The organism is Jannaschia maritima, from assembly GCF_030973515.1.
In the GTDB taxonomy this organism is placed as follows: Bacteria; Pseudomonadota; Alphaproteobacteria; order Rhodobacterales; family Rhodobacteraceae; genus Jannaschia; species Jannaschia maritima.
In genome coordinates this window covers 79,053-105,493 of record NZ_JARGZA010000012.1, presented here as the reverse complement: position 1 = coordinate 105,493, position 26,441 = coordinate 79,053, and the positions used below count along the sequence as shown (strand labels likewise).

Sequence of the window (26,441 nt, the reverse complement as noted above, 5' to 3'; positions counted from 1 at the left end):
TCATGCCACGCTGAAGCCGCCGATGCGACTGGCCGAGGGGGCGACGGCCATCGATCTGACTGACGCCGTTGCCGCACTTGCCGCGCGCACCGCGCCCGCGCGGGCGGACGGGCTGGAGGTGGCCGCGCTCGGCGGGTTCGTCGCGCTCCGCCCGGTAGGGGAGCACGATCTCGGCCGGGTGGCTGCGGCCTGCGTCGAGGGGCTGGACGGCTTCCGCGCGCCCGCCCCGCCGGAGGAGGTCGCGCGCCGCCGGGCCCCCGAGCTGACGGACGCGCAGGAGGCGCTGCTGACCCGCTGGGGCTATCCCTATGTGCTCGACGAATTCCGCTTCCACGTCACGCTGTCGGGCCGGAAAGACGAGCCCGCGCCCGTGGCCCGTGCCGCGCGCGCGTATTTCGGCGCCCTGCCCGCGCCTTTCGCGCTCGATGCGCTGGCGCTCTGCGAGGAGACGCCCGAAGGGTTCCGCCAGATCCACCGCTACCCCCTGACCGGCTGAGGCAGTGCCGCGAGTACCGCGGCGACGGTCTCGTCGAGCGGACCGTCATTGGGCAGAAGGGTCACGTCCAGGCCCGCAGGCAGCGGACGACGGCGGGCGAGGCGGCGGGCGATTTCCTGCGCACCTTCCCGCCCGCGATCCGACAGCCGCGCCGCGATGGTCTCGGGGCGGGCCGTCACCGACAGGACCTTGAGCGGTGCGAGCGCGTCCGCCTCGGCGAGGACCCCGCGCGACAGGTTGACGACGCGCCACGCGCCCGCGCGCGCCGCTTCGATCTCGGCGGTGGGGACGCCGTAGCGCAGGCCGTGCGCCTTCCAATGGAGGCCGAAGGCGCCACTGGCGGCGCGACGGTCGAACTCGGCCTCCGACACGCTCTCGAACGGCTCCGTGTCGGAGGGCGGCCGCGTGATCGCCCGCCGGACCCAACCGATCTCGGGGCGGGCGTCGACCAGGCCCCGGATCACGCTGTCCTTGCCGACGCCCGAGGGACCGACGACCGCGATCAAAAGGCCGCTCACGGCGTCATGGCCGAGACGTCGACCTCGCGGTCGCAGACCCGGGCCCGCGCCTCGGCGTCGTGGAAGATGCCGACCACGGCGGCGCCCCTCGCCTTCGCCTCCTCGATCAGGGACAGGACCACGTCGCGGTTGACGGGGTCGAGCGAGGCCGTCGGCTCGTCGAGCAGGAGCACCCGATAGCGATGCACGAAGCCGCGTGCGACGTTCACGCGCTGCTGCTCTCCGCCCGAGAAGGTGGTGGGCGACAGGCCCCAGAGGCGCTCGGGCAGGTTGAGCCGCGCGAGCATCGCCTCGGCTGTAGCACGAGCCTCGGCGGGGTCGGCGCCCTGCATGCGAAGCGGTTCGGCGACGACGTCACGGGCGGGCACGCGGGGAACGACGCGCAGGAATTGCGAGACATGTCCCAGCGTGGATCGGCGTAGTCCCGAGACGGTCCGCGGCGGCGCGCCGACGATCTCGGTGCCGGCGATGCGGATGGAGCCGTCGAGCCCAAGATAGTTGCCCGCGAGCATCCGAAGCAGCGTCGACTTGCCGGAGCCCGACGACCCCGTCAGCGCGATGCATTCGCCCGGCGCGACCGTCAGGTCCGCCCGCTCCAGCACGTTGATGCGCGCCGCGCCCTGGTTGTGCAGCACGAAGGCCTTCGACAGGCCGCGGACCTCGATGGCGGCGCTCATGCGCTCAGCACCGAGGAGGTCAGCAGCTGCGTATAGCCGTGCTGGGGATCGTCGAGCACTTGGTCGGTCAGCCCCGTCTCGACCACGCGCCCGTCCTTCATCACCATGAGCCGGTCGGCCAGCAGGCGCACGACGCCGATGTCGTGCGTCACCACGATCGCCGCCAGCCCCATCTCGCGCACGAGACCGCGCATCAAATCCAGGAGGCGCGCCTGGACGCTGACGTCCAGCCCGCCGGTCGGCTCGTCCATCAAGACGATCCGAGGCTCCGTCACCAGCGCCCGCGCGATCTGCAGCCGCTGCTGCATCCCGCCGGAGAACTGGGTCGGCCGGTCGTCGATGCGCGCGGGGTCGATCTCGACGCGGGCCAGCCAGTCGAGCGCCGCCCGGCGGATGTTCCCGTAATGCCGGGCGCCACCCTCCATCAGCCGCTCGCCCACGTTGCCGCCGGCGCTGACGCCCATGCGCAGCCCGTCGCGCGCATGCTGATGGACGAAGGCCCAGTCCGTCCGCATCAGGCGCCGCCGCTCCGGCTCGGCCATGGCGCGCAGGTCGCGGCCCTCGTAGCTCAGCCGCCCCTCGGCGACCGGCAGCCGCCCCGCGACGGCGTTCAGCATCGTCGTCTTGCCCGACCCGCTCTCGCCCACGACGCCCAGCACCTCGCCTGGCGCCAGGTCGAGTGAGACGTCGGCGCAGCCGATCCGGTCGCCGTAGCGGACGGTCAGGCCTTCGACCGCGAGGAGCGGCGCGGCCGCGATATCTGCCAAGGCGGTCATATGGCCCTCCAGGGTGTGGGGCCCACATCCATCGACGCGGGGAAGGCGTACCAACAGCCGCCACCGGGATGCGGCTGATCCTCGGCGCGAGTGATGTCGCGGTCGAGCAGATGGCAGCGCAGCAGCGCGCCGACCCCGCCATGGGCGACGATCAGGACGTCTCCTTCGGGTCTGGTCTCCGCGACCGCGTCGCGGACCGCGGAGACGATCCGCGCCTGGGCATCGTGCGCCCGCTCCCACCCGCGGACGGAGGCGTCGGGCTGCGCGAAGAAGCGGTCGGCCGTGGCCTCGAACTCGGGCTTCGGTAGGTAGCCGGTGGCGGAGCGGTCGTTCTCGCCCAGTGCCGCGCCGGTCCGGACTTCGAGCCCGAGGCGCTCAGCGACCGGGGCCGCGCCCTCTTTGGCCTTGCGTTCGGTGCTCGAGAAGACGGCGCCGAAGGCGGGCGCTCCGACCGCGAAGGCCGAATGCCGCGCGCGGCCGACTTCGCTCAAGCCCCAATCGGGGACGGCCACGCCCGGGTCGATCTCGACCTCGGCATGGGTGAGGAAGACGACCCGCGTCACGCCACGTCCCCCGCCGCTACCGAAAGGCCCGGGCCGCGCAGCCCCCGCGCCCGCCGCCCCCCGCAGAAATCCGTGTCCGAGCAGACGAACATCCGCCCCCCCGCGTCGTCGGTGACGACCTCGTCCAGATAGCTGTCGGCGGCGCCGCAGAGCGCGCAGGTCTGCGGCGCCCGGCCCGGCTCGAACGGGTGGTCGTCGAAGTCGAGGCTGACGACCTTAGTATGCGGCGGGATCGCGTAGATGCGCTGCTCCCGCCCGGCCCCGAACAGCTGGATCGCGTCCATCTCCATCTTGGGATTGTCGAAGGCAGGGATTGGCGACGGGTCCATGACGTAGTGCCCTTCGACCCGCACCGGATAGGCGTAGGAGGTCGTGACCCGCCCGTGGCGCGCGATGTCCTCGTAGAGCTTGACGTGCATCAGGCCGTATTCCTCCAGCGCGTGCATGCGCCGCGTCTCGGGCTCGCGCGGCTCCAGGAAGCGCAGCGGCTCGGGGATGGGGACCTGGTAGACGAGGATCTGGCCCTCCGACAGCGGCGTCTCGGGGATGCGGTGGCGGGTCTGGATGACGGTCGCGTCCTCCGTCGCCGTCGTCGTCTCGACCCCTGCCACACGCGCGAAGAAGCGGCGGATCGAGACGGCATTCGTCGTATCGTCAGCACCTTGGTCGATGACCTTCAAGCGATCCTCGGGCATCAGGATCGCCGCCGTCACCTGCACCCCGCCCGTTCCCCAGCCATAGGGCATCGGCATCTCGCGGCTCGCGAAGGGGACTTGGTAGCCCGGCACGGCGAGCGCCTTCAGCAGCGCGCGGCGGATCATGCGCTTTGTGGGCTCGTCGAGATATGCGAAGCCGTATTCGGTCATAGCAGGCCCCGTTCCGTCAGATCGGCGCGCAGGTCGTCCGCGCCCCGGAAGTGATGGCCCGCCATGCCCACGGCCCTCGCGCCCTCGACGTTGTGCAGGCCGTCGTCGATGAAGATGCACTCATCCGGCGCGAGCCCGGCGCGGTCGCAGAGCAGCCGGAAGATCGCTGGATCGGGCTTCACAACACCTTCGCGCCCCGAAACCACCAAGGTCCCGAAGACCTCGTCCAGCCGGGGATGGACCTTGACGCCTTCCGGCCAGGTCTCCGCCGACCAGTTGGTGATCGCGTGGACGGGAGTCCCGGCGGCGATCAGGTCATCCAGGATCTCCCAGCTGCCCGTCACGCGGTTCTGGATGGTGCGGGCGTAGAGCGACGGGTAGGCAGCGAGACGCGCCGCGTCCTCCGGATCGTCCAACTCGGTGGCAAGGTCGGCGAAGGTCGTCCCGCCATCGGCACGCAGGTTGCGCGCGGGAAAGTCGATGCGGGACAGGAAGGCGCGCGCCTCGGCCTCGCCCATCTCCGGCGACCAAGCCAAGTGCGGCTGCCAGTCGACCAGCACGCCGCCGATGTCCCAGACGACGGCGCGGGTCATTCCGCAGCTTCCCGACGCTCGCCCGCCTCGCGGCGCAGGCGACGGATCAGTTCAAGTTCGGCCTGGAAGTCCACGTAATGAGGCAGTTTTATGTGCTCCAGGAACCCCGTGGCCTGCACGTTGTCGGAATGCATCAGCACGAACTCCTGGTCCTGCGCAGGCGCGCCCGTCTCCTCGCCCAGTTCTTCGGCGCGCAGCGCGCGGTCCACTAGGGACATCGAAATCGCCTTGCGCTCGCACCGGCCGAGCGTCAGGCCGTAGCCGCGCGTGAATTGGGGCGGCGCGACGCCCGAGCCGGTGAACTGGTTCACCGTCTCGCATTCCGTCACGACCATCTCGCCGATCTCGATGCCGAACCCCAACTCGGGGATCTCCATCTCGACCACCACGGCGCCGATGCGCAGCTCGCCCACGAAGGCGTGGGTGCGCCCGAAGCCGCGCTGCGTCGAGTAGGCCATCGACAGAAGGAACCCTTCGTCGGCGCGCGCCAGCACCTGCAGCCGCGTCGCCCGGTCGGCGGGCAGGCTGAGCGGCGTGCGGGTGACGTCGCCGGGGACGCCCCCTTCCTCGGCCGGCTCCATCAGCCCCTCGCGGTCCAAGAGGCCCGAGACGCGCGGCTTGGGCGGAACCGGACCCTCGCGGGTCGTGGTGGGCTCCAACCCCTCCGCGGCCAGCGCGAAGTCCAGCAGGCGGTGCGTGTAGTCGAAGGTGGGCCCGAGCACCTGCCCGCCGGGCAGGTCCTTGAAGGTCGCGCTAATGCGCCGCTCGCATTGCATCGCGCCTGTGTCGATTGGGTCGGTGTAGCCCAGCCGTGGGAGCGTCGTGCGATAGGCGCGGATCAGGAACACCGCCTCGATCAGGTCGCCCCGCGCCTGCCGGATCGCCAATGCGGCAAGGTCAGGGTCGTAGAGCGCGCCCTCCACCATGACGCGGGCGACGGAGAGCGTCAGCTGCCCGGTGACTTGAGCATCGGTCAGCGCGGGGGTCGCCGCATCGCCCCGCCGCTCTTCGGCCAGCCAGGCATGGGCCGCGTCGATGGCGACCTCGCCGCCCTTGGTCGCGACGTACATCAGGCGCCTCCGATCCGGGTCGAGCGCGGCAGGCAGGCCAGACGGTCGCCCGCGCAGAGGATGAGGTCGAGGCCCAGCGGGAACCGTACGGCATTGGCGCGCAGGGCATCGGGGTCGGGCAGCGAGAGATTGGCCGTGCCGTCGATGCCCGGGCCCGTCAACGCCGACCCCTCGGCGGTCAGCGACGCCATCTCGACGACCAGCGTAGCCGAGCGGTCGGGGTAGTCGGGCGTGCCGACCGGATAAGGGTCGAGCGGCGCGAGCGCGTCCCATTGCCCGACCGCGAAGGCGCATCCCGCCTTGTCCGCATGCGGCGCCCCGCAATGGAAGGCCAGCCAAGCTGCGGCCTCGGGCACCGCCAGATGCACCGGCGTGTCAGCATCGCAGAGCGTCAGCAGAACCGCCGCCGCCGCATCCGACAGGCCCGGCGCCGACGCGCCCGCGACCGATACGATCCGACCCGGACGCGCCATCGCGTCCAGGATCGCGCGGAAGGCGCGCGCGCCGTCCCGGGCCGGGTCGGCGAAGCCGCCGGAAAGCTGGGCCGCCTGCATCAATCCTCGCCCCGGACGAGGGTGAAGAAGTCGACCGAGGTCGCCTCGGCCTTGGCAGCACGCTTCGCGGACAGCGCCTCACGCGCGGCGAGGATCGGGCGCAGCACGGCCGCCTCTGCCTCCGCTGCACGCCCCCCTTGCATTGCCGCATCGATCAGCGCCGCCGCCCGCGCCGCCTCGACCGAGCGGCCCTGCACGTAACCATGACCCACCGTGCCGCCCACATCGACCGAGCAACGCGTCACCGTCATCTCGCCGAGGTTGAACGGTGCCCCCGTGCCCGAGGCCCTGCCCCGCACCATGACCGACCCGATCTCCGGCGCGCGCAATGTTTCGTGCGGGGCGGCGAAGGGCGCGGCGCGCGCGATCAGGTCGTCATGCGGGGCGCGAGCCAGGATCGAGAGCCAGTCGCGGCGGTCCATGATGGACAACTCCGGAAGCTAGTATACAACTAGACAAATCATACCGTCCGTCCTTGAGCCCGTCCATCCCGGGACCGTGAACCTTCCATGACGCTTCGTGACCGCATCGCAGCCGAGCTGCGCGACGAGATCGCGTCCGGCGCCTGGTCGCCGGGCGACAAGCTGCCGTCCGAGGCCCGGCTCGCGGCGCGCTTCGGGGTGCACCGCCATACGTTGCGCGCCGCCGTGGCATCGCTGGCCGAGGAAGGCCTGCTGCGCGCCCGCCGCGGCGCAGGGACGTTCGTCGCAGCGCGCCCCGTCGACTACGCGCTCGGACGGCGGACGTCATATTCCCAGAACCTGGCGGGCCGGATGCCGGAACGACGGGTCCTGTCGCTCGTGACGCGCGCGGCCACGGTAGCGGAGGCCATCGCGCTCCAGATCGGCGAAGGCGCGACGGTCCATGCTTACGACGGCCTCAGCCTGTCGGACGGCATGCCGATCGCGCTCTTCTCGTCGGTCTTCCCGGGCTGGATCAGCGGCTTGTCCGAGGCGCTGCCGGGCGGCGGCTCGGTCACGGCAGCGCTCGCATCCTGCGGCGTGCCGGATTACGCGCGCGTCGAGAGCCGGATCGACGCGCGCGCCGCCGATGCGGTTCAGGCTGGCCATCTCCAACTTCGCGAAGGTGCTCCCCTGGCGCGGGTCACGTCGCTCAATGCCGAGCCGAGCGGACGGCCCGTCGAGCGCGGACGCACTTGGTTTGCAGGCGAGCGCGTCACGCTGGTCTTGGATCACCCGTAGCGCGTAAGGAACGCCTCGGCGTCGAGCCTTCGGAAGTCCTCCAGCCGGTCGCGGAGCGTTTCGTGGCTCCAGTCCCACCAGGCGAGCGCCAGCAACCCGTCGCAGATCGCATCCGGGAAGCGGCGGCGGAGCGGCACGGCCGGGACCCCGGCAACGATCCAGAACGGGGCCACGTCCTTCGTCACGACGGCGCCCGAGGCCGCGACCGAGCCCACGCCCATGGTCACCTCGGGCCTGACCTGCGCATGCGCCCCGATCCACGTCTCGTGCCCGATCATCGCGCGCCGCGTGCGGCGGTGGCCGAACCAGGCGTGGTCGTGCTCCGCGTCGTCCCAGTAGTCGGCGGAGCGGTAGTGGAAGTGGTGCAGCGATGCCTTCTCCAGCGGATGGTCGGTCGCGCCGATGCGGCTGAAGGCGGCGATGTTCGACATCTTGCCGATCTCGGCGTTGGCGATGTCGGCGTAGCGGTCGCAATAGCTGTAGTCGTCCAGGCGGGAATGCGCGATGCGGCTGCCGCGGCCGATCTCCACGAAGCGGCCGAAGGTGCAGTCCTCGGTTATGTCCACCTCGGGGTGGAGGAACGGGGCGTCGGCGGTGAGGCGCGGCATGTCAGCCCTTGATCAGTCGGCGCCGCAGCCAGCCGGACAGCGCGTCCATCGCGAAGACCATCAGGACGACCAACACGATGTACCACGTCACCTCCTCCCAGTCCTTCTGCGTGATGATCGCCTGGGTCAGAAGGAGGCCGATGCCGCCGCCCGTGATCGCACCGATCACGGTGGCCGAGCGGGTATTCGATTCCAGCGTGTAGAGCACTTGGCTCAGCAGGACCGGCACCAGCTGCGGGATCACGCCGAAGCGCGCGCGCAGCACTGCGCCCGCGCCGGTGGAGCGCACGCCCTCGATCTGGCGGCGGTCGAGGTTCTCCAGCGCCTCCGAGAACATCTTGCCGAAGGTGCCGGTGTCGGTCAGCAGGATCGCGAGCGTGCCGGTCAACGGTCCGGGACCGTAGGCGCGGCTGAGGACGACGGTCCAGATCAGCCCGTCGACGCCGCGCAGGAAGTCGAAGACGCGCCGGACGAGGAAACGGAACGGCTGCGGGCCGAAGCCCCGCGCGGCCGCGAAGCTGACGGGCAGCGCGACCAGCGCGGCGCCCGCGGTCCCCAGGAACGCCATCAGGATCGTCTCGAACAACGCCCAGGCCGTCTCGCGGTGGCGCCACATGTCGTTCGTCCAGATGTCGGACAGGATCGCGCCCGCCTCGCCCGAGATCGCAAGCGACATCAGCGCGCCCGGGCCCAGCCCGCTATAGGGGCTGTCGAGGGTGAAGAAGAACAGCTCCCACCCCGCGAAGTACCGGAACACCTCGGTCCGGTTGCGCGTGACGATGAAGCGGCCCGCTTCGGTATCGGCCACCAGGCGGTTGCGCGAGGCGCTGATCCAGTCGGGCACGGGGCCGTCCGGCAAGGTCGCGTCCACGCCCCGCGACCGGGAGGGCTGCGCGATGATGATCCCGTAGCCCGGCACGTCGTAGGTGACGGCGTTCTCGGCCCCGAAGGTCACGAGGTGACCGCCGCCCAGATCGACCACCGTCTCCTCGCCAGGCGTGACCCATCCGGGCGCCTCGCCGTCCGGGTAGCGGCCCTTGCGCTCGCCCTCGACCGCGACCTCGACGCTGCCGTCGCGGTTGTCGCGGGTGACGTGGACCTTGTGGCTGACCATGTCTGCCAGGAGGATGCGGGCATTCTCTCCGTCGGCGCTGCGGATCAGGGCCGGGCCGTCGAACGCGAAGAAGACGTAGACTAGGTAGGCGGCGATCACGGCGGGGATGGCCAAGGCCCAGGCCCGGGCACGGGCCATGTGCCGATGCGCGCCCTCGCGGATATCGGCGGTGGCGACCGTCACAGCGCGGCCCCCTTCGTCAGGCGTTCGCGGACCGTGCCGCCGGTCTGGTCCACTAGCACGATCGTCAGGAAGAGCAGGATGAAGATCGCGGCCGCCTCGTCGAAGCGGCCGGGCCCCCAGGACATCGCGTTGCGCAGGTCGTAGCCCAGCCCCCCCGCCCCGACGAAGCCCAGGATGGCCGAGGCGCGGATGTTGATCTCGAAGCGGAGCAGCGCATAGCTCAGCCAGTTGGGCGCGACCTGCGGGACGACGCCGAAGACCATGCGCTGCGGCCAGGATGCGCCGACCGAGCGCAGGCCCTCGACCGGACCCAGCGCGGCGTTCTCGGCCACCTCGCCGAAGAGCTTGCCCATGGCCCCCATCGTGTGCAGCGCGATGGCGATCATGGCAGGCACCGGCCCGCCGCCGAGGACGAAGATCAGCACGAGCGCGATCACCACATCGGGCACGGCGCGCAGCGTGTCGAGGAAGCGGCGGACCGGGATCTCCAGCCATTCGACCGGCGCGAGGCCCCGCGTGGCCAGCAGCGCCAGGATCGCGCCCGACAGCGTGCCGATCAACGTGGCCGCGGCCGCGATGTTCACCGTCTCCAGCAGCGAGGGAAGGTATCGCAGCAGCAGGCCCGGCATGTCGGCCGCGTTCTCCCACGCCTCCGACACGACGTCGGCGGGGAAGTCGAGCACGTTGGGCAGGCCGTTCCAGAACCCGCCCGCGTTGCGGTCGTTCGCCGTCAGGAAGCCGGCGACCAGCAGCAGGACGAAGACCGCGACGCCGACGCCCGTCCAGACGCGCTTGGCGCGCAGTTCGGCCTGGTAGGCGGCGCGGATCGCCGGCGTGGAGGGGAGGGAGGCGTCGGTCATGACGAACGGGTCGGGAGGGGCGGCGCGCGCCCCTCCCGCCGGGGGCCTCAGCCGCCGATCTCGCGGCGGCGGACCTCAATGATCGTCTCGTAGGCCTCGTGGGCGATCGGCTGGAAGCCGGCCGTGTCGCCCGCCGCCACGCCGTAGGCGCAGTCGGGATCGACGTCGATCAGGGTCTCGACGACTTCGGTGACGGCGGCCTTCACGTCGTCGGGCAAAGCCTCGCGCAGGACGACGGGGCCTTCGGGGATCGGATTGGAGCGCCAGATCTCGACCAGGTCGTTCATGTCGACGATGCCAGCGTCCGAGGCGCGGCGCAGGGCACCCGAATTGTACCCGTCCTCCCAATCGCCCTGGCCGTCGGCCCAGGTCACGCCGCCGTCGACGTCGCCGTTGGAGACCGCGACGATGGTCTGCTCGTGGCCACCGGTGAACTTGACCTCTTCGAAGAAGTCGCCCGACTCCATCGTGGCGCCGGTGGCGGCCGGGATCTCGACCGACGGGATCAGGAAGCCCGAGGTGGAGTTCGGGTCGCCGAAGCCGAAGACTTTGCCCTGCATGTCCTGAAGCGACGTGATGCCGCTGTCGGCGCGCGCGAAGCCGATGGAATGGTACGAATACGAGCCGTCGAGGTTCGTCTTGACCAGGACCGGCTCGACCGCGCCCTCGTCCTGGAGGTGGATCGCCGCGTAGGACGACGCGCCCAGCCAGGCCAGGTCCAGCGTGCCGCCCAGGAGGCCCTGGATTACGCCGTTGTAGTCGGCGGGGGTGAAGATGGACACGGCGCTCTCGTCGATGCCCACGGCCTCGGCGATGTAGCCCGCGAGGCACTGATTGGCCGTCAGACGGTCCTGCGCGTTCTCGCCTCCGAGGACGCCGATGCGGAACTCGGTGACCGACTGCGCGGCGGCGGGCGCGGCCAGGAGGGTGGTGGCCATCAGGCCGAGGGTGAGCTTGGTCATCGTTCTCTCCAAAAGCACGGATGATGATGCGCCCCCGTCCGGGGGACCTGGGGTCAGACGGTGGCCTCGGCCTCGCGGGCGAGGCGCCGTGGCACCGTCTCGACGTTCCTGATCTCGGTGGACGTGGCGGCCTCGTCGAAATCGGCCCCCGCCCCGTAGATGTCGCGCGCCACGCCAGTCGTCAGCTGCGCGGGCGTCCCGTCGAAGACGACGCGGCCCGCCCGCATCCCGATCACGCGGTCGCAGTAGCGCCGCGCAGTGTCGAGCGTGTGCAGGTTACAGACGACCGTGCGGCCGTCCTCCTCATGAATGCGGCGCAGCGCCTCCATCACGACCTGCGCGTTCATCGGGTCGAGCGAGGCGATGGGCTCGTCGGCCAGGATGACCTTCGGGTCCTGCATCAGCGCGCGGGCGATGGCGACGCGCTGCTGCTGGCCGCCCGACAGCGCCTCCGCCCGCTTGGGCGCGTGCTCCGCGATGCCGAGCCGCTCCAGGATGTCGATGGCGCGGTCCACGTCCTCGCGCGCCCAGAGGGTGAGCGCGGCGCGCCAGACGGAGCGGCGGTTGAGGATGCCGTGCAGCACGTTCGACACCACGTCCATGCGCGGCACGAGGTTGAACTGCTGGAAGATCATCGCGCAATCGGCCTGCCAGGCGCGGGCCTGCGCGCCCTTCAAGGCGGTTACGTCGTGCCCCTCGAAGCGCACGGCGCCCTCGGTCGGCCGCTCCAGCAGGTTGAGCATGCGCAGTAGCGTCGACTTGCCAGCGCCGGAGCGGCCGATCACGCCGATCATCATCGGGCGATGGACCTGAAGCGACACGGCATCCACGGCCGTCGCTTGGCCGAAGCGCTTGGTCACGCCGTCGATCTCTAGCATCCCACCCCCTCGGTCCGGACAGGCCGCGGGATGAAGGCGGTTCGTAAAGGGATGGCGACGATTGCGTGACGGTGGGACGAACGGCGTCACCAGCGCTTACTCCGACATCGTCACTTCGATACTTCAAGATTCATGGATACGAACGACGCCCTTCGCGCGTTCGCAGCCCTCGGCCAGCGCAGCCGCCTGGACGCTTTGCGCCTGCTGGTGCGCGCAGGCCCGGAGGGGATAGCCGCAGGCGAGATCGCGCGCGCGCTCGACCAGCGACAGAACACGCTGTCGACGAACCTGGCGATCCTGCGCGATGCGGGCCTTCTTCACAGCGCTCGCGACGGGCGCAGCGTGCGCTATGCCGTGGATTGGCTTGGTGTGCGCGGGCTGATCGCCTTCCTGATGCAGGATTGCTGCGGGGGGCGCCCCGAGCTGTGCCAGCCGGTGCTCGACGCTCTGGTCTGCCAGCCGCGATGAGCGAGACGTTCGATCTGCCCCGACGGCTGACGGCCGGGCGCGCCGATGGTGTCACGGAACAGTCATCGCCGCAGGTTAGCTGCCTGCCCGGCCGGGGGCGGCGCGTACGCGACGGCCAGACTCGGGAGGCCGTTCATGACGGAGATCGCGATCCGTGGGCTGCGAAAGTCCTTCGGCGGCGTCCCCGTCCTGCATGGCGTCGACCTCGACGTGCCGTCCAGCGCATCCGTCGCGATCCTGGGTCCGTCGGGTTGCGGCAAGACCACGCTCCTGCGGCTGATCGCGGGGCTGGAGGAGGCCGACGCGGGGACCATCGCGCTCGACGGGCGGTCGGTCGCGGGGCCGGGCCTGCACGTCCCGCCAGAGGGGCGTGCGCTAGCGATGGTGTTCCAGTCCTACGCGCTCTGGCCGCACATGACCGTGGCGGAGAACGTGGGCTACCCGTTGCGCGTCGCGGGGACCGCGGACCACGCGGTGCGCACGCATGCGGCGCTGGACTCCGTGCGCCTGACGCCGCATGCCGCGCGCAGACCGGCCGAGTTGTCGGGCGGGCAGCAGCAGCGCACGGCGCTCGCCCGTGCCTTGGTGGCGGAGCCCGGGCTGATCCTGATGGACGAGCCGCTGGCCAACCTCGACATGCATCTGCGCGAGGGGATGCGGGCCGAGTTCCGTCGCCTGCATGACGTGACCGGCGCCACGATGGTGACAGTGACGCATGACCAGGCCGACGCGCTGTCGCTCGCCGATCTGGTCGTGGTGATGGAGGCGGGCGCCGTCCTTCAGGTCGCGGACCCCGAGACGCTCTACGCCCGGCCCGCGACGCGGGCGGTCGCTCGGCTGATCGGGCGGAGCGCCGTGGTCGAGGCGTCAGGGGGGCGCTGGCGGGGCCTCAGGCTACCGGGGGCGGAAGACCACGACGGCCCCGTCGCGATCCGGCCCGAGGATGTCCAACCAGGAGAGGCGCCCGCGCAGGTCGCGGGCAGGACATATCTGGGCGACCGCTGGTTGGCTACGCTCGACATCCCGGGCAGCGACGCCATCGACGGCAGGCTCGAATGCTACCTGCCGCGCGGCGCGCCGGACCCCGGCGGCATCCGCATCGCCGCCGCGCATCCGCTCACCGGCTGATCCAGGGCACGGTGCCGGGCGGCAGGCGCGGGGCCAGCGCGTGCAGTGCGCCCATCAGAGCAAGGATCACCCCCACCGTCGCCACCGCCATGGCCGAGGCGAGCGTCGTATAGCCCCCGTCCTGCAGGTTGAAGACCTGTACGCCCACCGTCTCCGTCCCCGCCGCGTAGAGGAGGGCGCTGACGGTCAGCTCGTTGAACGCGCTCAGGAAGACGAGGATCGCGCCGGCCGCGGCGACCGGCGCCATCAGCGGCCCGACGACGGTGGCGAGGCGCATACCCAGCCCCGCGCCCGCGACGCGCGCGGCCTCCTCCATCGACGGGTCCGCCTGGCGGAAGCCCGCGGTGACAGGGCCGAGGGCGAGCGCGAAGAAGCGCGCGAGATAGGCCACAAGGATGATCCAGAGCGTCGCATAGATCGACACGCCCAGCAGCGGGAGCGGCCGCAGAAAGGTCAGGATCACCGCGATCGACAGGACGATACCGGGCAGCGCGTAGGGCATCTCCGCCGTCCAGGCGAGGAGCCGCGCCGCCCGCCGCCCCCGCCAGACCGCCAACCAGGCGAGCGGGATGGCGAGGATCGCCAGGAGCGCGGCGGCCGACCCGGCGAGGAGGCCCGAGTTGCGGAAGGCGCGCACCGTCGCCTCCTGGCGCAGCAGCACCTCCTCGTAGGCGGCGAAGGTCAGCGTCCCGAGGAACAAGCGGACGCCGTAGGCGGGCACGAGCGACGCGGCAATGAGCGCGGTCAACGGCAGCACCAGGATCAGCACGATCACGGCCCAGGCCGCGAGCTCGACCACCGGCCGCCAGCGCCCGAGCGGTACGGCCAGCGCCGCGCCGGGCTTGGCGACCTGCCGCACCGCGAGCCTGCGCGCCGCCAGGCCCTGCGCGATCAGCGCCGCTGCCGCGATGCCCAGCACCGCGAGCGACAGCGCCGCCACCGTCGGCAGCATCCCCGGCCCGAAGGAGGCGAGGCGCTGCCAGATCAGCGTCGGCAGCGTCTGGTAGCGCGCCGGGATGCCCAGCATCGCGGGGATGCCGAAATTGCCGAGGGCGGACACGAAGGCGAGGCCCAGGGCCGCAACCAGCGCGGGCGCCACCAGCGGCAGCACGATCTGGCGGGCGATGCGGCCCCCGCCCGCACCCGCGATCCGTGCCGCCTCCACCGCCTCGCGCGGCACGCCGCGCAGCCCGGCGCGCAGCACCAGGAAGGCGAGTGGGGCGTGCTGGATGGCGAGCAGCGCCATGATGCCCTCGCGGGAGTAGATCGGGTTCGTCGTGCCCACCGGCGGCGCGAGGCCCATCGCGGCCAGGAGCGGCGAGGCTGGGCCGGTCAGTTGGATCCAAGCCAGCGCCGTCACCTGCGGCGGGATCATCGTCGGCAGCATGAAGAGGAAGACGAGGACGGCCTTGCCGCGCAGGTCCGTCAGCGCGACCAGCACGGCGAAGGCGCCGCCCAGGAGGGCGGCGCCGACCGCGGCCACGGCCGAGGATTCGAAACTATGCCACGCCGCTCGACGCGCGGCGCCTGAGGAGAGCGCGTCGATGACGAGATTCGCCGAAGGCACGCCGTCAGGCAGAAGCGCTTGGGACAACAATCGCCCCAGAGGCCAAAGGGCGACTAGGGCGACGAAGGCCGCGAGCGCCGCGAGGAGGACGGCCTCGCCCGCCCCTCCTGCCCCGCCTCGCGCTCGACCCGGGTGGCGGAGCAGGCCGGCGAGACGCCCGGCCCCCACGGACGCGGCGAAGCCCGCGCCGCGGCCGTCGCGGGGCCTAGGCCGCACGCGCGCGCTACTGGCCGAACGTGTCGGCGAACTCGACCTTGAGGTCCTCCTGCATGCGCAGCACCTCGGCCGCGTCGTAGCCGAGCACGGTGATCTCGGACTGCGGCGGGAAGCCCGGCGGCGGCGTCACGTCCGGATGCGCGGGAAGGTAGCCTTGCGAGGCGGCGAGCTCCTGGCCCTCCATCGAGAGGAGGAAGTCGACGAAGCGCTTGGCCGCGTCCGGCGCGTCGGTCGAAGCCATAATCGCCACCGGCTCGGTGACCGCGCTCACGCCCTCCTCGGGGAAGACGAACTCGACCGGGCTGCCGGCGGCGGCCTCGCGGATGGGCAGGAAGTCGACCACGATGCCGTACATCTTCTCGCCGCCCGCGACGGCGCGGAAGACGCCCCCGTTGCCGCCCTGCGCCAGTGCGTCGTTCGCGGCCAGCGCCTCGAAGTAATCCCGGCCCAGTCCGTCGACGCCGCGCAGCGTCGCGTAGTTGATGAGCGCGGCGCCCGAGGTCAGGGGCGACGGCATAGCCACCTGCCCGCGCGCCATCTCGCTCGTCAGGTCCATCCACGAGGTGAGCTCCATCGGCGCGGACGTATTGCGGATCAGGCCGGTGGTGATGAGCTTGGTCGAGAAGTAGTGCCGTTCGTCGTCGTGCAGCCCCTCGGGATAGGCGCTCACGTCGGCCTCCGGGTAGGCCAGCAGGTGCCCCTCGGCCTCCATCGACTCCATCGTGACGTTGTCGGCGATGAGCAGGACGTCGGGCTGGGCCTGCCCCGCCTCGATCTCCGTCAGCAGGCGCGCCATGATCTGCGTCGTGCCGTCGCGCACAAACTCGACGGCGATGTCGGGATTGCCCGCCAAAAAGGCGTCGACGGTCTGCTGTGCGTCGGCATTCGGCTGGCTCGTGTAGAGCGTCAGCGTGACGTCCTGCGCCGTTGCGGGAAGGGCGAGGAAGAGGGCGGGCATTGCGAGGGTGATGGGGGACTTCATGTCCGTCTCCGAAGGTTGCATCGACGTCTGGCTGCCACGCTTGGATGAAGGCAGGATGACTGTGCCTCGACCGTTCGTTTCGGGCAAAGGCAGCCTCTGTCATCGGAACGTCACGCCCTCGCGTCATGGACCGCGCCGTGAACAAGGGGGGCCACGACATGAACAAGCTTCTTCTGGGCGCGAGCGCCCTCGCGCTGACCGCCGGGACCGCGCTGGCGCAGGACATGGCGTTCGACAGGATCGCGAGCTTTCCGGTGACCGAGAACCTGCCCGAAGGCACGGACTCCGCGACCGAGACCTCGCCCGAGATCGTCGCGGCCACGGCCGACGGCATGACGCTCGTCTACACCGACAGCCCGCTGGGTGCCGTGGGGTTCGTCGACATTGCGGACCCGGCCGCGCCCGCGGGCCTGGGCGCCATGATGCTGGTCGGCGGTGAGCCGACCTCGGTCGCCATCGCGGGTGGCTTTGCGCTCGTCGGAGTGAATACCTCCGAGAGCTTCACCCAGCCCTCGGGGCACCTGATCGCCGTCACCATCGACGGCATGTCCGAGGCCGCGCGCTGCCCCCTGCCCGGCCAGCCCGACAGCGTGGCCGTGGCCCCGGACCTGAGCTTCCTCGCGGTTGCGATCGAGAACGAGCGCGACGAGGATCTGGGCAACGGCCGCGTGGGCCAGATGCCGGGCGGCTCGGTCTGGATGGTGGACCTGACGCCAGACGGTCTCCCCGATTGCGGCACCGCGCGCACGGCCGACATCACCGGCCTGGCCGAGGTCGCCCCGGAAGACCCCGAGCCTGAATATGTCGACATCAATGCCGAAGGCGAGGTCGTCGTCACCCTGCAGGAGAACAACCACATCGTGGTCCTGTCCTCCGCGGGCGAGGTTCTGTCGCACTTCTCCGCAGGCAGCGTCACGCTGGAGGGCGTGGACACCGCCGAGGAGGGCGCGCTCACCTTCGACGACACGCTCGAAGACGTGGTGCGCGAGCCCGACGCCGTGACCTGGATCGACGACACCCATTTCGCCACCGCCAACGAGGGCGACATGGATGGCGGCTCCCGCGGGTGGACGATCTTCAGCCAGGACGGCGAGGTCGTCTACGAAAGCGGACTGAGCTTCGAATACGCCGTGGCCGAGATCGGCCACTACCCGGAGGCGCGCTCGGGCAACAAGGGCGTCGAGCCCGAGAGCGTGACCTTCGCGGAGTACGGCGGCGTGCCGATGCTGTTCGTGGGCTCGGAGCGGGGCTCCGTCGTGGGCGTCTACGACGTGACCGACCCGGCGGCGCCGGTGCTCACGCAACTGCTGCCCTCGGGCGTGGGCCCCGAAGGCTATGCCACGCTTCCCGAGCGCGGGCTGCTGGTCTCGGCCAACGAGGCGGACCTGATCGAGGATGGCGGGGCGCGCGCGCATCTGATGGTCTTCGAGATGCAGGACGGCGCGCCGTCCTATCCGCATCTGACCTCCGCCGGACTCACCGAGGACGGGCGCCCTGTTGGCTGGGGCGCGCTCGGCGCGCTGACGACCGCGAACGGCCTGCTCTACGCCGCCAATGACAGCTTTTACGGCATGCAGCCCTCGATCTTCGAGATCGACGTCTCTGAGACCCCGGCCCGCATTACCGCTGTGACCCGGATCACCCGGAACGGCGCGCCCGCGCAGCTTCTCGACATCGAGGGCATCGCGGCCGATGGCGAGGGCGGCTTCTGGCTGGCCTCCGAGGGGCGGAGCGACCGGCTGATCCCGCATGCGCTCTACCACGTCGACGGCGAGGGCGAGATCCAAGACTACGTGCCCTTGCCGGAGGACTTACTCGACGTCGAGATCCGCTTCGGCATGGAAGGCGTCACGCTGGTGGACGGCACGCTCTACGCCATCCTCCAGCGCGAATGGCAGGACGACGCTGAGAACACCGTCAAACTGCTCGCCTACGACCTGGAGACCGAGGAATGGTCGGCCGCGGCTTATCCGAAGGCCGCGCCGGAGGGGCCGGGATGGATCGGGCTCAGCGAGGTCGTGGCCCATGGCGGGCACCTCTACTTCATCGAGCGCGACAACCAGATCGGGCAGGCCGCGCGGCGCAAGGTGATCACGCGCGTGGCGCTCGAAGGGCTGAGGACGGCGCCGCTCGGCGGCTCCGCTCCGCTTCTGGAGGTCGAAGAGGTTCGCGACCTGATCCCCGACCTCGCGTCGACCGGGGGCTACGTCGTCGACAAGCCGGAGGGCCTGACCTTCCTGGAGGGCGAGATGTGGCTCGTGACCGACAATGACGGCGTAGACGACTCCTCCGGCGAGACGCTGCTGCTGAACCTCGGCGCACCGTAAGCCCGGCAGGAGGATGGCGGCCCTCGCGCCGCCATCCACGCGCGGCCTGTTTCAACGAAGGCGACGGGCCGCTCCTCGCGTCACGAGACGTGCGTCGAAAGCCACACCTTGATGGCGTCCGGCGACGCGCCAGAGAACTTGACAGGACCGACGGCGTCGACGCGGTCCCTCACCGGATCGAAGGGGCGGCTGCCCTTCGACCCGGGACGGTGGACCCATACCCATTGGATGGCACCCGACTCGCCGATCTCGGCGACATAGACTATTGGACTCTCCGGCATTCCGACCTTCGACGATTGCAACGGTTTCATGACGCCCTCAAAAGCACGGGGCGTGATCCACGTAAACGCGCACGAATGACGCGTGACTGTGACACGGTCGTGCATGCCTGCCGTGATCAACCATCACGCGAGCGGTCTTCGACGCCGCCGGGCCTGGTCGCGGCCGACGCGCCGGAATGGGATTGCCACAGGACTGAAACCTGCCTGTCACCCGGCCGGTCGAGGCTAGCTCCCGGGTCCAAACCTCGGAGGTCGGCATGTCCACGAGACTATTTCTCATCCTTTCCACCATCCTGGCCGCCCCGGCCATCGCCAAGGACACGAGCTATGTCGGTTCGGTCGAGGCGACCGGCGCGCCCGCAGAGGACGGCATCGCGCGCGGCACGGTCTTCGTCGACGCCAACCGCAACAGCCGCCTCGACGTGGGCGAAGAAGGCCTTGCTGACGTCATGGTCTCCAACGGGCGCGAAGTCGTCGTCACCGGCGCGGACGGCACCTATGAGCTGCCCGCCTATGACGACATGAACCTCTTCGTCACCAAGCCCGCCGGCTACGCGACCCCGGTGAACGAGGACCTGATCCCGCAATTCGCCTATGTCCACAAGATCGACGGCTCGCCCGACCTGCGTTTCGGTGGGATCGAGGCGACAGGCCCTTTGCCCGGTCAGGTCAACTTCCCGCTCGTGGAGGACGACAGCGCCCGGGCGGGCTTCGAATGCCTCGCCTTCGGTGACACCCAGCCCTACTCCAACAAGGAGATCGGCTATGTCCGCGCCACCGCGGGCGACATGCTCGCCAACCGCGACATGTCGGACGCCGAATGCCTGATCTTCCAAGGCGACGTGATGGGGGACGACCTGTCGCTCTTCCCGCGCTTCAAGCGGATCGTCGCGGTGGGCGACACGCCCGTCTACTTCGTGGCCGGAAATCACGACCTCGACTTCGATGCCGAGACCGACCAGCACAGCTTCGACACGTTCCGCCGCGAATGGGGACCGGAGTACTATGCATTTGAGGTCGGGAACGTCCATTTCGTCGTCCTCGACAACGTCCGCTATCCCTGCAACGGCGTCGACGACCACCCGTTCTGCGCCCCCGACGCGTCCACGACCTATAACGGCGTCATCTCGGAGCGGCAGCTCGTCTGGCTGGAGGCCGCGCTGGCCAACGTGCCCGAGGACAAGCTGATCGTCCTTAATCAGCACATTCCACTGCAGACCTTCACCGACAACACCGCCGCCAAGCACCAGACCGACAACTTCGCGGCCCTCGCCGAGATCGTCGGCGACCGCCCGGCGCTGGCCATGGCGGGACATACGCACACGACCGAGAGCCTGCTGCCCGGCGTGAGCTACGAGGGCTGGGAGGAGAATACCGGCCTCGCGGAGGCACCGTTCCATCAGATCGTCACGGGCGCGGTCTCCGGCTCCTGGTGGGCGGGCGACCTCAACGACCAGGGCGTCCCACATGCCACGCAGCGCCTCGGCGCGCCGCGCGGCTATTATCAGATCGAGTTCGATGGCTCGGACTATGTCGACAGCTTCCACGCCTTCGGGCGCGACGGGGACGCGCAGCTGCATGCCAGCTTCAATACCCCGCGCTTCCGCGACTGGGCCGAGAAGATCATCGCCTACGCCGATCTCTACGGGGTGTCGGACGTTCTGCCGCCGGTGACGCGCAACGACCTAGGCGACATGTACATGCTGACGTCGGACGACTTGGCGGACGGCACTTGGGTCGCCGTCAACGTCTGGAACGGCAGCCGCGACTCGACGGTCTCCGTCCGGATCAACGGCGGAGAGGCGATGTCGGGCGCGCTGACGCAACCGGGTGAGGGCGAGGCCAAGAACCGCGGGCCGGAATTCGCCGACCCTCTGGCTCTGGCGCAGCAATCGACGCAGTCCGACATGACGGTGCGCTCGGCGCAAGGCGGCGACGACACTGCCGGCTACCGGACCTGGCAGGGCACCGAATGGGTCGGCGTCGCCGGGCCGTTCCAGAGCTGGATGCTGACCGACAACTCGGCGCATCTCTGGCGCGTGGACCTGCCGGCGGACCTGCCCATCGGGATGCATGTCCTGACGGTCGAGACGACCGACCGTCACGGCCGCAGCTATGCGCGCGACTACCCCTTCGAGATCGTCGAGGACCTGCCGGACCCGAACTGGCAGGCCGCCCTGTTCGAGGACGAGTGAGACGATTCGGGACGGCGTCCCCCGGCGCCGTCCCGTCCACGATCCTCGCGTGCGGATGCCCGTCCTCCGGCTTCTCGTGATCCTGGTGCTGGCCGCGTCCGGTGCGAAGGCGCACCTGACCCACGACCAGGAGCGCGTCTTCGTCGCCACCTCCGACGGACGCACCGTTTTCCTGCGCATGCCGCTGCCCTTCGCCTTCGCCGACGAGATCGCCGCGGCCCGGGAGACGCGCCGACCGCTTGCCTCGCCCTATCTCCGCCGCGAGTTGTCCGGGACGGCCGCTCGCTATCGCGTCCTGGCCGAGGCGATCGACGCGGACGAGGCTGCATTCCGCAGCCGTCTCTCCGCGCTCTTCGCCTTCGATCGCGGTGGCACGCCCGTGGAGGCGGCGGCGTCCGCCTTCCGGCTCCATCCTCGCGCGCCCCGCACGGCCTTCGGGAGCGTGTCGTCCGCCCAAGCTTCGGTGGCTACGGAATCGACACCGCTCGACGTCGTGTTTTCGGACTCCGTCGTCGAGATTCGGTTCGATCTGTCCGCGGGGACCGGTTCGCTGGGCCTGCGCCGCTCGGGGTCCGGGCTCGCGCTTCCGGATGGCGTCGATGTGGTCAATTGGCTCGTGGTCGATGCGCCGGGCTCGTCCCTATCGACGGTCGCCGTAGAAGGCCAACTCTCCGAGCGTGCCGCGTTCCCGCCGCTCACGGAGCGCCAGACGATCTCCTGGTCCTGGCTCGCATTGGTGGTGGTCCTGGCGCTCGTCTTCGTTCTGGCGATCCTTAGGATCCGGGCACGCACCAGCCTTGGGCCCCGGCCCTAGTGATTGTGTCCTGCGTGGGAATGCGCGATCGCGTCGGCGGCCTCCACCTCGACATGGATCTCGATCTCGCCGAGGCTGGTGACCAGCTCCATCTCCATCTCTTCGCCCTCGGCCAGGGGCGTCGACAGCCCGGTCAGGCGGATGGCAAGGCCGTCGGGCTCCAGGTGCAGCTCGCGGCCGGGGGCGACGGGGACGGCGTCGACGGGCTCGTAGACGGGCGATCCATCCTGCAGGCGAAAGCCGACCAGCGTCGCGTCCAATCCGTCGGCATGCGCCCCCTCGAGCGTCACAGCCACTTCGCCCTCGTTCTGGATCTCCACGAAGATGAGCGTCTCCGTGGCGTCGGTCGCGCGGGTCCAGGCATGGACGGCGCGCAGGCCGTCAAGCTCAGCCAGATGGTCGTCGTGGCCGTCCTCGGCGGTTGCGGCCAGGGGTGCCAAGGCGGCGGCGAGGACGATGGTAGCAAGGCGCATGGGCAGGATCTCCCTTCAGGCTCTCAAACCTTTGACGACGGGTTGTCTCAGGACGGTGAATGCGGGCACGATCAGCAGGACCGTCGCGGCGCAGAGGAAGCCCGCCACGAGGTGAAGCTCCGGCCAGCCGAGCCGGGCCACGACCAGGATGTCGGTGCGCGCGGTCACGATGCGCGAGAGCAGTTCGGCAGCGACCCAGCCGACGCCGAGGCCCATAACCGCGCCGGCGGCGATCAGGGCGGCGCCATAGGACCAGATCACCGCGAGCACGAAGCGCCCGGGCGCGCCGAGCGCGCGCAGCAGCGCGACCTGGCGGCGGAACAGGCGCATCAGGATCACGAGGCCAAGCAGCACGGAGGCGGCCACGAGCCCCTGCGTGACGAGCGCCATGATCGACATCGCCTGCCGCACGTCGCCCATGACGCGGTAGAGCCCAGCCAGCACCGCGCCCGGGAAGAACGCCATCGTCTCGGCCTCGCGCGTGAACTCGGAGCGCAGGGCGTAGTTGGCCCAGAGCTCGTCGGCGCGGACGATCACGGCGGGCGTGCCGGGGAAGCGTTCGGGATCGAAGGGCGGGCCGATCTCGGACGGCTCCGGCGGCATGCCGCCATAGAGGCCGTGCGTGACCCAGACGAACTCGACGGGCACCAGGATGGCACGGTCCCAGGGCGTCCCGGTCGGGGCCATCCGACCGACGATCGTGGCCTCGTCGGCATGGACGCCCTCCTCGGCGGCGTCGCCCAGCCCGTGCGCAGGCAGGAAGCGGTCGCCGACGGCGAGCGGCACGAATGCGCCCGCGACGGCCTCGTCCCAGGCCTGCCATGTCCGGCCCTCGATGCGGTCGTCCGAGAGATGCCTCGCGAACTCGCCCGTCGTGCCGACGACCGGCGCATCCTCCCAGCTGTCGCCGAAGGCGAGCGGCGCGGCGATGCGGACCTGGGGATGGGTCGCGATCTCGGCATAGGTAGGGCCGTCGATCAGCGCCACGTTCGACGGCTGAAGGAAGACGGAGGCGAGCATCATCGTCATCTCCGAGCCGGGCGCCGCAACGATGAGGTCGAACTTGTCCGCCGCCTGCGCCGTGCCCTGCCTGAGCCCCCGCTCCTGCGCGATGAGGCCGACGCCGAGGCCGACGGAGACCGCGATCAGCGCGACGAAGGCTGCGTTGGTCCAGCCGAAGCGGCGGAGGACCGCGCGGATCAGGGCGCCGGGGGCGTAGCCGCGCAGGACCAGGAGGGCCATGATCGCCGGAACGATCGTTAGGGCCAGGAGGATCGCGAGGTCCTGCGCCCAGGCCGGGAGGGCGAGCCAGAGATCGATCACGCCGCCGCCTCGTGCGTCGCGCCGCCTTCGATCCGCCCATCCGCGATGGTCAGCACGCGGTCCATCCGGGCGATCAGCGTCTCGTCATGGCTGACCGCGATCAGCGTCGCGCCAGTCTCGCGCACGAGGCGGATCAGATCGTCGACCAGCCGGTCGGCCGCATCGCGGTGCAGGCTCGCCGTGGGCTCGTCGGCCAGAAGCAGCCCCGCGCCTCCCGCAAGGGCCCGCGCGACGGCGATGCGCTGACGCTCGCCGCCGGAATGGCTGGAGACGGGGCGCGCATCGTCGGGATCGATGCCCAGACCACGAAGACCATCGGCCGCGCGGTCTCGGATGGCTTGGCGTGCGACGGGGGCGGCGAACATGGCCGCGACGGATGCGTTCTCCAGCGCACCGAGCTCCTCGAAGAGCAGGAAGTCCTGGAAGACGAGGCCGAGGCTTCGGGCGCGGAAGGCGGCGCGGCCCTCGGCTCCGAGGGCCAGCAGCTCCGTCTCACCCCACCTCACGGTACCGTCCGCCTCCAGCAGACCGGCCAGCGCGTGAAGCAGCGTGGTCTTGCCCGCCCCGGACGGCCCGCGCACCCCGACCAGCGCGCCGGCCGGCAGGTCGAGCGCCGGCACGTCCAGCAGCGCGCGCCCCCCCGCCGAGGCCACGCGCAGGTCCCGCACGGCCAGCGGGAGGGTCATCGCTCGTAGACGGAGTCGGCCAGACGGACGAGGCTAACGAAGCCTGTGTCGGGATCGCGGAACTCGCCTAGCTCCAGCACGCCGCGCGTCTCGATCTTCACGTTGAACGGGATCACGTCGACCGTCCGCTTGGTATAGACGGCCATGATGTCGTCGGGCCATTCGGCCGCCGTCTCGCAGAACGGGCAGACCGACATCGGCATCTTGGTCAGCACGAAGAAGCGGGAATCGGCCTTGAGCGGCGGGGCCATGAAGCCCTCGACCGTGATGCGCTCGCCCTCGAGCGCGGTCGCGGTGTCCGAGAAGCCGCGCATCCGGTTGTAGAACTCCCGCACCTTCAGGACGCGGTCGAGATCACTCTGCGCGGCGCGCAGCGGGGTCGCGAAAGGAAGGGCGGCGGCGGCGGTCAGGACCGTTCGGCGGGTCGGCATGTCCGTGTCCTCCTGCAAGGCGTCCTCAAAATGGCATGCGGGGCCCCGGTTTCCCAGAGCCCCGCGATGGCGTGTCACGGAAGCGTCGCGCTCACTCGGCCGTGGCGGCGTGGTGCATCACGTGGAAGATCACGTTCTGCTCGATCGTGCCGTCGAACAGATGCGCGAACGGACCCTTGGCGTAGACGGCCACGTCCTCGCCCGCATGGGTCTCGGACGACTTGGGCACCAGCGCCTGCTGGAGGTAGTCGATGTCGGTCGCGCCCTCCTCAGTGACCATGGACCGGACGCCCACGTAGGACCCCCCCTCCTCGATTGGCGTGAGCACAGAGCCGGGGCCGTTCAGGTAGCCGGCGACCGTGTAGGGCTTGCCGTCGTCGGCGAGCTCCGGCTCGCCGGTATGCTCCACCCCCTCGCCGTTGATGCCCATGCAAAGCCCGAGGATGTTCGACCCCCGCCCGCAATAGCCGTGGAAGGCGATGGCGTGCTCATGGTCGGCGGTGACGACGATCAGCGTGTCGGCGTCGTCGGTCATCTCGTCGGCCATGGCGACGGCCTCGGCGAAGGCCTGCTGGTCGCGCACCACGCGGGCGAGGTTGCCGCCGTGGTTGGCGTGGTCCACGCGGCCCGCCTCGACCTGCAGGAAGAAGCCGTTCTCGCCGCCCGCGGCCTGCAGCGCCTCGATGGCCGCGCCGGTCATCTCGGCGAGGCTTGGCTCGTCGGCGCGGTCGGCCTCGTACTGCATGTGCGAGCTCTCGAAGAGGCCCAGGATCGGGGTCGAGCCGTCGAGCGGCGCGGCGCCGAACGTCTCGGAGTTCCAGGCGTAGTGGGCGCCCAGGCCGGTGGCGCGCTCGATCAGGTTCTCGCCCGCGGCGCGGCGGCCCGTCGTACCCTCCTCGACCTCGATATCCTCGCCGATGAAGTTGCGGCGCCCGCCGCCCATGGCGACGAGGATCGTGCCCGCCTCCATCGCGTCGATCAGCTGCGTGGCGATGTCGGTCTGCTGGGTGCAGCCCTCGGGGACGGAGGCCTCGAAGTTGCGGTCCACGGACTTCGAGTAGGCCGAGGCCGGGGTCGCGTGCGTGATCCGCGCGGTCGAGACGATGCCGGTGGCCTTGCCCATCTCGGCCATGATCTCGTTCATCGAGGCGACGGTGTTGCCCTCGATCGTGCCGCAATCGCCGCGGTTGACGGCCTCGGTCACGCCGATGATCCCGGCCTTGGTCTTGATGCCCGACATCATCGCGGTGCCCGTGCCCGCCGAGTCGGGCGTCTGGGCGTTGACGTTGTACGTCTTGACCAGCGCGAGGTTCGGGAAGCCCTCATGGTGCTGGACGAACTCGTCGCCGAAGCCGCCCGCTTCCTGGCCCGCGAAGAGGCGCGAGGCGTAGTTGGTGCCCACGCCGTTGCCGTCCGAGATCATCAGGATGACGTTGAGCGCGCGGTCGGTGTTGTCCTCGCGGCCAAGCTCGGTTTCCAGCCGCTCCTGCGCGGCAGTGAACCAGTCGTTGCCGGCCTGCGGCAGGTCGCCCGTATGGGCATCGGCCAAGGCGAGGCCCGGCAGCGCTACCGTCAGTGCGAGCGTGGACACGAGTCTGAACTTCATGGTGGAACCCCCTGTTCTTCGGCT

The 26,441-nt window shown here is 70.5% G+C and carries 28 protein-coding genes; 7 read left to right on the top strand and 21 right to left on the bottom strand.

Annotation, left to right across the window (positions count from 1 at the left end):
- Positions 1-496, top strand: a 496-nt coding sequence (locus tag P0084_RS12975; RefSeq protein WP_308917285.1) for a DUF1045 domain-containing protein, incomplete at its 5' end; no start/stop codon positions are given.
- Here the strand turns inward: P0084_RS12975 and P0084_RS12970 are convergent.
- From P0084_RS12970 to phnG, 9 genes are read right to left on the bottom strand one after another with little or no spacing between them, the layout of a single operon-like run.
- On the bottom strand, positions 478-1,014 hold the full coding sequence (locus P0084_RS12970) for a phosphonate metabolism protein/1,5-bisphosphokinase (PRPP-forming) PhnN (protein WP_308917284.1): 537 nt from the start codon (positions 1,012-1,014) through the stop codon (positions 478-480). The two genes, P0084_RS12975 and P0084_RS12970, sit on opposite strands and share 19 nt — an antisense overlap.
- On the bottom strand, positions 1,011-1,691 hold the full coding sequence (gene phnL, locus P0084_RS12965; protein ID WP_308917283.1) for a phosphonate C-P lyase system protein PhnL: 681 nt from the start codon (positions 1,689-1,691) through the stop codon (positions 1,011-1,013). Before phnL ends, P0084_RS12970 begins: the two co-directional genes overlap by 4 nt.
- Positions 1,688-2,467: a phosphonate C-P lyase system protein PhnK gene (gene phnK, locus P0084_RS12960; protein ID WP_308917282.1), complete on the bottom strand. Its 780-nt coding sequence runs from the start codon at positions 2,465-2,467 to the stop codon at positions 1,688-1,690. Before phnK ends, phnL begins: the two co-directional genes overlap by 4 nt.
- Positions 2,464-3,030, bottom strand: coding sequence for a histidine phosphatase family protein (locus P0084_RS12955; RefSeq protein WP_308917281.1), 567 nt, complete (start codon positions 3,028-3,030; stop codon positions 2,464-2,466). The genes phnK and P0084_RS12955 overlap by 4 nt, the downstream gene beginning before the upstream one ends.
- On the bottom strand, positions 3,027-3,896 hold the full coding sequence (locus P0084_RS12950) for an alpha-D-ribose 1-methylphosphonate 5-phosphate C-P-lyase PhnJ (protein ID WP_308917280.1): 870 nt from the start codon (positions 3,894-3,896) through the stop codon (positions 3,027-3,029). Before P0084_RS12950 ends, P0084_RS12955 begins: the two co-directional genes overlap by 4 nt.
- The gene (locus tag P0084_RS12945; protein WP_308917279.1) at positions 3,893-4,489 is read right to left on the bottom strand and encodes an HAD family hydrolase; all 597 of its coding nucleotides are present in this window, start codon (positions 4,487-4,489) and stop codon (positions 3,893-3,895) included. The genes P0084_RS12950 and P0084_RS12945 overlap by 4 nt, the downstream gene beginning before the upstream one ends.
- Entirely contained in the window at positions 4,486-5,559 is a 1,074-nt protein-coding gene (locus P0084_RS12940) for a carbon-phosphorus lyase complex subunit (protein WP_308917278.1), read from the bottom strand. The genes P0084_RS12945 and P0084_RS12940 overlap by 4 nt, the downstream gene beginning before the upstream one ends.
- Entirely contained in the window at positions 5,559-6,113 is a 555-nt protein-coding gene (gene phnH, locus P0084_RS12935; protein ID WP_308917277.1) for a phosphonate C-P lyase system protein PhnH, read from the bottom strand. The genes P0084_RS12940 and phnH overlap by 1 nt, the downstream gene beginning before the upstream one ends.
- The gene (gene phnG / locus P0084_RS12930) at positions 6,113-6,535 is read right to left on the bottom strand and encodes a phosphonate C-P lyase system protein PhnG (RefSeq protein ID WP_308917276.1); all 423 of its coding nucleotides are present in this window, start codon (positions 6,533-6,535) and stop codon (positions 6,113-6,115) included. The genes phnH and phnG overlap by 1 nt, the downstream gene beginning before the upstream one ends.
- Before the next feature lie 87 nt (positions 6,536-6,622).
- Here phnG and phnF point away from each other — a divergent pair, with 87 nt between their 5' ends.
- The gene (phnF, locus tag P0084_RS12925) at positions 6,623-7,315 is read left to right on the top strand and encodes a phosphonate metabolism transcriptional regulator PhnF (RefSeq protein ID WP_308917275.1); all 693 of its coding nucleotides are present in this window, start codon (positions 6,623-6,625) and stop codon (positions 7,313-7,315) included.
- Here phnF and P0084_RS12920 read toward each other — a convergent pair.
- Genes P0084_RS12920 through phnC form a run of 5 tightly spaced genes read right to left on the bottom strand, consistent with a single transcriptional unit; the run spans position 7,306 to position 11,920 of the window.
- Complete coding sequence (locus tag P0084_RS12920) at positions 7,306-7,923, bottom strand: LbetaH domain-containing protein (RefSeq protein ID WP_308917274.1); 618 nt, start codon at positions 7,921-7,923, stop codon at positions 7,306-7,308. The genes phnF and P0084_RS12920 overlap by 10 nt on opposite strands.
- A 1-nt stretch (position 7,924) precedes the next feature.
- Positions 7,925-9,175, bottom strand: coding sequence for a PhnE/PtxC family ABC transporter permease (locus tag P0084_RS12915; RefSeq protein ID WP_308917288.1), 1,251 nt, complete (start codon positions 9,173-9,175; stop codon positions 7,925-7,927).
- A gap of 41 nt (positions 9,176-9,216) precedes the next feature.
- Positions 9,217-10,080 (bottom strand): phosphonate ABC transporter, permease protein PhnE, encoded by an 864-nt coding sequence (phnE, locus tag P0084_RS12910; protein WP_308917273.1) that lies wholly within the window; start codon positions 10,078-10,080, stop codon positions 9,217-9,219.
- 47 nt (positions 10,081-10,127) lie between these two features.
- The gene (gene phnD / locus P0084_RS12905) at positions 10,128-11,042 is read right to left on the bottom strand and encodes a phosphonate ABC transporter substrate-binding protein (protein WP_308917272.1); all 915 of its coding nucleotides are present in this window, start codon (positions 11,040-11,042) and stop codon (positions 10,128-10,130) included.
- Between the two features lie 53 nt (positions 11,043-11,095).
- Positions 11,096-11,920: a phosphonate ABC transporter ATP-binding protein gene (phnC, locus tag P0084_RS12900; RefSeq protein WP_308917271.1), complete on the bottom strand. Its 825-nt coding sequence runs from the start codon at positions 11,918-11,920 to the stop codon at positions 11,096-11,098.
- 132 nt (positions 11,921-12,052) lie between these two features.
- Here phnC and P0084_RS12895 point away from each other — a divergent pair, with 132 nt between their 5' ends.
- Positions 12,053-12,388, top strand: a complete 336-nt coding sequence (locus P0084_RS12895) for an ArsR/SmtB family transcription factor (protein ID WP_308917270.1) — start codon at positions 12,053-12,055, stop codon at positions 12,386-12,388.
- Positions 12,389-12,523: 135 nt separating this feature from the next.
- Entirely contained in the window at positions 12,524-13,516 is a 993-nt protein-coding gene (locus tag P0084_RS12890; RefSeq protein ID WP_308917269.1) for an ABC transporter ATP-binding protein, read from the top strand.
- On the opposite strand, the gene P0084_RS12885 is transcribed toward P0084_RS12890, so the two are convergent.
- Positions 13,506-14,999 (bottom strand): ABC transporter permease, encoded by a 1,494-nt coding sequence (locus tag P0084_RS12885; RefSeq protein WP_308917268.1) that lies wholly within the window; start codon positions 14,997-14,999, stop codon positions 13,506-13,508. The genes P0084_RS12890 and P0084_RS12885 overlap by 11 nt on opposite strands.
- A gap of 307 nt (positions 15,000-15,306) precedes the next feature.
- Complete coding sequence (locus P0084_RS12880; RefSeq protein ID WP_308917267.1) at positions 15,307-16,281, bottom strand: ABC transporter substrate-binding protein; 975 nt, start codon at positions 16,279-16,281, stop codon at positions 15,307-15,309.
- Positions 16,282-16,439: 158 nt separating this feature from the next.
- Between P0084_RS12880 and P0084_RS12875 the strand changes: the two genes are divergently transcribed.
- The 3 genes from P0084_RS12875 (at position 16,440) to P0084_RS12865 (ending at position 21,898) form a co-directional block, all read left to right on the top strand.
- Positions 16,440-18,608: an esterase-like activity of phytase family protein gene (locus P0084_RS12875; RefSeq protein WP_308917266.1), complete on the top strand. Its 2,169-nt coding sequence runs from the start codon at positions 16,440-16,442 to the stop codon at positions 18,606-18,608.
- 538 nt (positions 18,609-19,146) lie between these two features.
- Positions 19,147-21,084 (top strand): calcineurin-like phosphoesterase family protein, encoded by a 1,938-nt coding sequence (locus P0084_RS12870; RefSeq protein WP_308917265.1) that lies wholly within the window; start codon positions 19,147-19,149, stop codon positions 21,082-21,084.
- Between the two features lie 76 nt (positions 21,085-21,160).
- Positions 21,161-21,898, top strand: a complete 738-nt coding sequence (locus tag P0084_RS12865; protein WP_308917264.1) for a hypothetical protein — start codon at positions 21,161-21,163, stop codon at positions 21,896-21,898.
- Here the strand turns inward: P0084_RS12865 and P0084_RS12860 are convergent.
- The 5 genes from P0084_RS12860 to P0084_RS12840 form a co-directional block, all read right to left on the bottom strand.
- Positions 21,895-22,371, bottom strand: a complete 477-nt coding sequence (locus P0084_RS12860) for a copper chaperone PCu(A)C (RefSeq protein WP_308917263.1) — start codon at positions 22,369-22,371, stop codon at positions 21,895-21,897. The genes P0084_RS12865 and P0084_RS12860 overlap by 4 nt on opposite strands.
- 15 nt (positions 22,372-22,386) lie before the next feature.
- Entirely contained in the window at positions 22,387-23,694 is a 1,308-nt protein-coding gene (locus tag P0084_RS12855; RefSeq protein WP_308917262.1) for an ABC transporter permease, read from the bottom strand.
- On the bottom strand, positions 23,691-24,380 hold the full coding sequence (locus P0084_RS12850) for an ABC transporter ATP-binding protein (RefSeq protein WP_308917261.1): 690 nt from the start codon (positions 24,378-24,380) through the stop codon (positions 23,691-23,693). The genes P0084_RS12855 and P0084_RS12850 overlap by 4 nt, the downstream gene beginning before the upstream one ends.
- Positions 24,377-24,811: a hypothetical protein gene (locus P0084_RS12845; protein ID WP_308917260.1), complete on the bottom strand. Its 435-nt coding sequence runs from the start codon at positions 24,809-24,811 to the stop codon at positions 24,377-24,379. The genes P0084_RS12850 and P0084_RS12845 overlap by 4 nt, the downstream gene beginning before the upstream one ends.
- Before the next feature lie 91 nt (positions 24,812-24,902).
- Positions 24,903-26,417, bottom strand: a complete 1,515-nt coding sequence (locus P0084_RS12840; RefSeq protein ID WP_308917259.1) for an alkaline phosphatase — start codon at positions 26,415-26,417, stop codon at positions 24,903-24,905.
- Positions 26,418-26,441: the final 24 nt, after the last annotated feature.

Coding starts and splice junctions, on each gene's coding strand:
- P0084_RS12845 (WP_308917260.1), bottom strand. CDS start 24,811: ATGCCGACCCGCCGAACGGTCCTGACCGCCGCCGCCGCCCTTCCTTTC.
- P0084_RS12920 (WP_308917274.1), bottom strand. CDS start 7,923: ATGCCGCGCCTCACCGCCGACGCCCCGTTCCTCCACCCCGAGGTGGAC.
- phnH (WP_308917277.1), bottom strand. CDS start 6,113: ATGCAGGCGGCCCAGCTTTCCGGCGGCTTCGCCGACCCGGCCCGGGAC.
- phnE (WP_308917273.1), bottom strand. CDS start 10,080: ATGACCGACGCCTCCCTCCCCTCCACGCCGGCGATCCGCGCCGCCTAC.
- phnG (WP_308917276.1), bottom strand. CDS start 6,535: ATGGACCGCCGCGACTGGCTCTCGATCCTGGCTCGCGCCCCGCATGAC.
- phnK (WP_308917282.1), bottom strand. CDS start 2,467: ATGACCGCCTTGGCAGATATCGCGGCCGCGCCGCTCCTCGCGGTCGAA.
- P0084_RS12950 (WP_308917280.1), bottom strand. CDS start 3,896: ATGACCGAATACGGCTTCGCATATCTCGACGAGCCCACAAAGCGCATG.
- P0084_RS12880 (WP_308917267.1), bottom strand. CDS start 16,281: ATGAAGTCCCCCATCACCCTCGCAATGCCCGCCCTCTTCCTCGCCCTT.
- phnD (WP_308917272.1), bottom strand. CDS start 11,042: ATGACCAAGCTCACCCTCGGCCTGATGGCCACCACCCTCCTGGCCGCG.
- P0084_RS12915 (WP_308917288.1), bottom strand. CDS start 9,175: ATGGCCCGTGCCCGGGCCTGGGCCTTGGCCATCCCCGCCGTGATCGCC.
- P0084_RS12870 (WP_308917265.1), top strand. CDS start 19,147: ATGTCCACGAGACTATTTCTCATCCTTTCCACCATCCTGGCCGCCCCG.
- P0084_RS12875 (WP_308917266.1), top strand. CDS start 16,440: ATGAACAAGCTTCTTCTGGGCGCGAGCGCCCTCGCGCTGACCGCCGGG.
- P0084_RS12840 (WP_308917259.1), bottom strand. CDS start 26,417: ATGAAGTTCAGACTCGTGTCCACGCTCGCACTGACGGTAGCGCTGCCG.
- phnL (WP_308917283.1), bottom strand. CDS start 1,691: ATGAGCGCCGCCATCGAGGTCCGCGGCCTGTCGAAGGCCTTCGTGCTG.
- P0084_RS12940 (WP_308917278.1), bottom strand. CDS start 5,559: ATGTACGTCGCGACCAAGGGCGGCGAGGTCGCCATCGACGCGGCCCAT.
- P0084_RS12945 (WP_308917279.1), bottom strand. CDS start 4,489: ATGACCCGCGCCGTCGTCTGGGACATCGGCGGCGTGCTGGTCGACTGG.
- phnF (WP_308917275.1), top strand. CDS start 6,623: ATGACGCTTCGTGACCGCATCGCAGCCGAGCTGCGCGACGAGATCGCG.
- phnC (WP_308917271.1), bottom strand. CDS start 11,920: ATGCTAGAGATCGACGGCGTGACCAAGCGCTTCGGCCAAGCGACGGCC.
- P0084_RS12860 (WP_308917263.1), bottom strand. CDS start 22,371: ATGCGCCTTGCTACCATCGTCCTCGCCGCCGCCTTGGCACCCCTGGCC.
- P0084_RS12850 (WP_308917261.1), bottom strand. CDS start 24,380: ATGACCCTCCCGCTGGCCGTGCGGGACCTGCGCGTGGCCTCGGCGGGG.
- P0084_RS12895 (WP_308917270.1), top strand. CDS start 12,053: ATGGATACGAACGACGCCCTTCGCGCGTTCGCAGCCCTCGGCCAGCGC.
- P0084_RS12890 (WP_308917269.1), top strand. CDS start 12,524: ATGACGGAGATCGCGATCCGTGGGCTGCGAAAGTCCTTCGGCGGCGTC.